Below are 3,977 nucleotides of genomic sequence, written 5' to 3'. Positions count from 1 at the left end.
ACCCGGGCGTCGTCGGTCACCACCAGGGCCTCGGCGACCGCCGGGCAGGCCAGCACCGCGCGGAGCGTGTCGGCCGCCAGGGCCAGCGCCAACTCCTCGTGCGGTACGCCGGGCAGCGCGCCCCGCAGCCGGCTCTTGGCCACGGCCAGCCGCTTCACCGGCACCACCACGGCCCACCTCGGCTGACTCACGTCCGCAATCCTGCCAGCCGGACGACAGGCCCCTCGCTGGCCGTACCGGGGGCGAGCAGGCATGATTTCCGCTGCGGGTGTCGCGGGCGGAATTTCGCGGCGGGGTTGGGGCGCGACGAGGAGGCACAGTGACACGGCGGAGGCTGGGGTTCTGGCAACGGTTCGCCGTGGCGCTGGTGAAGCCGGTGATGCTTGTCTGGACCCGGCGTACCTGGCGTGGTCAGGAGCATCTCCACCGCGACGGCGGCGTGATCATCGTGGCGAACCACATCTCGCACGCCGATCCGCTGGTGTCCGCGCACTTCATCTACGACTCCGGGCGCTGGCCGCAGTACCTCGGCAAGGCCAGCGTGTTCCGCGTGCCGGTGGTCGGCTGGATCCTGCACCGGTGCCTGCAGATCCCGGTCGAGCGGGGCAGCGTGGACGCGGTCCGCTCGCTGGACGCACTGGTCGCCGCGCTCGACAAGGGCGGCGCGGTCGTGATCTACCCTGAGGGCACCACCACGCGACAGCCGGACCTCTGGCCGATGAAGGCCAAGACCGGTGCGGCTCGGCTGGCCCTGGCCACCGGCGCCCCGGTCGTACCGGTGGTGATGTGGGGGCCGGAACGGATCTTCGACCCGCGGACGACCCGTGTCAGCCTGCGCCCCCGGATTCCGGTGACCGTTGCCGCCGGGGAGCCGATCGACCTGAGCCGGTGGGCGGACGCCGAGCCGACCCGGGCCACCCTCGAGGAGATGACGGACACCATCATGTTGCGGCTGCGGGACATGCTCGCCGAGATCCGTGGCGGTACCCCGCCGCCACTGTGGGAGCGACCGGCCCGGTCCTCCGTGGGCCGCGAGCAGCGGGATGAAGTGGCATGAGCGGTCACGTCGCGGTGCTCGGTGCCGGTTCCTGGGGCACCGCGTTCGCCAAGATCCTCGCGGACGCGGGGCGGGACGTGACGGTGTGGGCCCGCCGGGCACCGGTCGCCGAGAGCATCCGGACCGAGCGCCGCAATTCCGAGTACCTGCCCGACCTGCTGCTCCCGGCCGGCGTCACCGCCACCGCCGACGCCGCCGAGGCGATCACCGACGCCGAGGTGGTGGTGCTGGCCGTGCCGTCGCAGACCCTGCGCGGCAACCTCGCCGAATGGGCCGGGCACCTGCACCCGGATTCCACCCTGGTGTCGCTGATGAAGGGCATCGAGCTGGGCACCACCAAGCGGATGAGCGAGGTCATCGTGGAGACCGCCGGGGTCGCCGCGGACCGGGTGGTCGTCGTGTCCGGCCCGAACCTGGCGCCGGAGATCGCCGCCGAGCAGCCCGCCGCGACAGTGGTCGCCGGGACGAACAGCGCCCGCGCCACGCTCGTCCAGTCGTCGATCCGGACGCCGTACCTGCGCCCCTACACCAACGACGACGTGATCGGCTGTGAGCTGGGCGGGGCGGTCAAGAACGTGATCGCCCTGTCGTACGGCATCGCCACCGCGATGGGTTTCGGCGACAACACCCGGGCCATGCTGATGACCCGTGGGCTGGCCGAGACGGCCCGACTGGGCGTGGCGCTCGGCGCGGACCCGATCACCTTCGCCGGCCTCGCCGGCATGGGCGACCTGGTGGCGTCCTGCTCGTCCCCGCTGGCCCGCAACCGCACCTTCGGGGAGCACCTGGGCCGGGGCGAGACGCTGGAGCAGGCCCAGGCCGCCACCCGGCAGACCGCCGAGGGCGTGAAGAGCTGCCTGGCCATCCGCGACCTGGCCCGGGCGCACGGCGTCGAGATGCCGATCACCGAGCAGGTCGAGCGGATCTGCCACGAGGGGATGGACCCGCGCATCGCCGTGGAGACCCTGATGAGCCGCACCGCCAAACCCGAGTCGTACGAGTGAGGAACCCGATGAGCGAGTGGGGAGACGGCACCCGCTGCGTACGTGCTGGCCTGCCCGAGGCGGCACCGGGGGACCCGTTCCTACCCGGGCCGGTCTTCGCCGCGCCGTACCACCTCGACCCGTTTGCGGGTCAGGGCACGTCGCCGAACGGCTACGGCCGCCCCGACAACCCGACCCGCCGGCTGCTGGAGGCGGCGGTGGGCGAGCTGGAAGGCGGTGACTGTCGGGTCTTCTCCACCGGTCAGGCCGCCATCACCGGGATGCTGCTCACCCTGCTGCGGCCCGGAGACACCGTGGTGCTGCCCAGTGACGGATACTTCTCGGTCCGGGCGTTCGCCACCGACGTGCTGGAGGCGCTCGGCGTCCGGGTGCTCTTCGTGCCGACCGTCGGGCCGTACCCGTCGTTCGAGGGCGTCCGGCTGGTGCTGGTGGAGACGCCCGCCAACCCGGGCCTGGACGTCGCCGACGTGGCGGCCCTGGCTGAGAAGGCGCACGCCGCGGGCGCTCTGCTCGCGGTGGACAACACCACTGCCACCCCGCTCGGTCAGCGCCCGCTGGACCTCGGTGCCGACCTGGTGGTCGCCTCCGGCACGAAGGCGCTCACCGGTCACTCCGACCTGCTGCTGGGTTACCTGGCCAGCCGTTCCACCGAGCTGATCGCGGCGGTGACGACCTGGCGTGCCACCACCGGGGCGGTTCCGGGCGCGTTCGACGCCTGGCTGGCCCACCGGTCACTGGCCACTCTCGACCTGCGGCTGGCGCGGCAGAGCGCGAACGCCGCCGCGGTCGTCGAGCTGCTCGCCGGCCGGTCGGACGTGACCGGCCTGCGGTGGCCGGGGCGGCCGGACGACCCGGCGTACGCGGTGGCCTCGGCGCAGATGCGCCGGATACCGGGGGTGCTCTCGTTCGACCTGGGCAATGCCGACCGGGTGGGCCGATTCGTCCAGGCCGCCCGGCTGGTGGCGGCGGCGACCTCCTTCGGTGGCCTGCACACCACTGCGGACCGGCGGGCGCAGTGGGGCGACGACACCGCTCCCGGCTTCGTCCGGCTCTCCTGCGGCGCGGAGGACACCACGGACCTGGTGGCCGACATCGCCGCCGCGCTCGATGTGGCCGGACCGGTTTGACGTCTCCTCCCCCCACCGAGCGGACCGCTCTCGTGAGCCGGCTGCGCGCCGCCGGCTGCGTCTACGCCGAGGACGAGGCCGAGCTGCTCCTGGCCGCCGCGCGCAGCCCGGCGGCGTTGGCCGACCTGACCGACCGTCGGGTGGCCGGCGAGCCGTTGGAGTACCTGCTCGGCTGGGCGGAGTTCTGCGGCCTGCGGATAGCCGTCGACGAGGGCGTCTTCGTGCCCCGGGCCCGGACCGCTCTGCTGGTCGAGGTGGCGGCCGAACTGACCGGTGCGGCGCCGGCCGTGGTCGACCTGTGCTGCGGCTCCGGGGCCACCACCGTCGCGCTGGCGCACCGGCTCGCGCCACGTTGGCTGGCCGCCGCCGACATCGACCCGGCGGCCGTGGCGTGTGCCCGCCGCAACGTCGTCGGGTTGGACGCCGAGGTGTACGAGGGCGACCTCTTCGCGCCGCTGCCCCGGCAGTGGCGGGGTCGGCTGGACCTGGTGGTCGCCAACGCCCCGTACGTGCCGACCGACGCGGTCGCACTGATGCCGCCGGAGGCGCGGCTGCACGAGGCCCCGGTGGCGCTCGACGGCGGCCCGGACGGGCTTTCCGTGTTGCGTCGGGTCGGTGCCGACGCCGCCGGGTGGTTGACCCCCGGCGGCCACCTGGTGGTCGAAGCCGGCACCACCCAGGTCGACACACTCTGCGAAGCGTTCAGCGCGGCCGGCCTGCTGCCAACCGTGCGCCACGACGAAGACCTGGACGCCACGGCGGTCTTCGCCCGCCGCCCCTGACCCCCAC

Annotated in this window: 4 protein-coding genes and 1 pseudogene; 4 read left to right on the top strand and 1 reads right to left on the bottom strand. The window is 73.7% G+C overall.

Features of this window, described 5'->3' with window-relative positions; all coding sequences use genetic code 11:
• Window positions 1-191 (bottom strand): annotated as a pseudogene (locus tag DLJ58_RS00340) (2-phospho-L-lactate guanylyltransferase); the annotation flags it as partial.
• Window positions 192-319: 128 nt separating this feature from the next.
• Between DLJ58_RS00340 and DLJ58_RS00335 the strand changes: the two are divergent.
• Genes DLJ58_RS00335 through DLJ58_RS00320 form a run of 4 tightly spaced genes read left to right on the top strand, consistent with a single transcriptional unit; the run spans window position 320 to window position 3,970 of the window.
• Entirely contained in the window at window positions 320-1,057 is a 738-nt protein-coding gene (locus DLJ58_RS00335) for a lysophospholipid acyltransferase family protein (RefSeq protein ID WP_124853326.1), read from the top strand.
• Window positions 1,054-2,061, top strand: a complete 1,008-nt coding sequence (locus tag DLJ58_RS00330) for an NAD(P)H-dependent glycerol-3-phosphate dehydrogenase (protein ID WP_124853325.1) — start codon at window positions 1,054-1,056, stop codon at window positions 2,059-2,061. The genes DLJ58_RS00335 and DLJ58_RS00330 overlap by 4 nt, the downstream gene beginning before the upstream one ends.
• A gap of 8 nt (window positions 2,062-2,069) precedes the next feature.
• Entirely contained in the window at window positions 2,070-3,188 is a 1,119-nt protein-coding gene (locus tag DLJ58_RS00325) for a cystathionine gamma-lyase (RefSeq protein WP_124853324.1), read from the top strand.
• A 32-nt stretch (window positions 3,189-3,220) separates the two neighbouring features.
• On the top strand, window positions 3,221-3,970 hold the full coding sequence (locus DLJ58_RS00320; protein ID WP_244218718.1) for a putative protein N(5)-glutamine methyltransferase: 750 nt from the start codon (window positions 3,221-3,223) through the stop codon (window positions 3,968-3,970).
• Window positions 3,971-3,977 lie beyond the last annotated feature (7 nt).

The organism is Micromonospora arida (assembly GCF_003857035.1).
In the GTDB taxonomy this organism is placed as follows: domain Bacteria; phylum Actinomycetota; class Actinomycetes; order Mycobacteriales; family Micromonosporaceae; genus Micromonospora; species Micromonospora arida.
The sequence above is the reverse complement of the archived record's forward strand: the minus strand, read 5'-3'. Positions and strand labels throughout refer to the sequence as shown.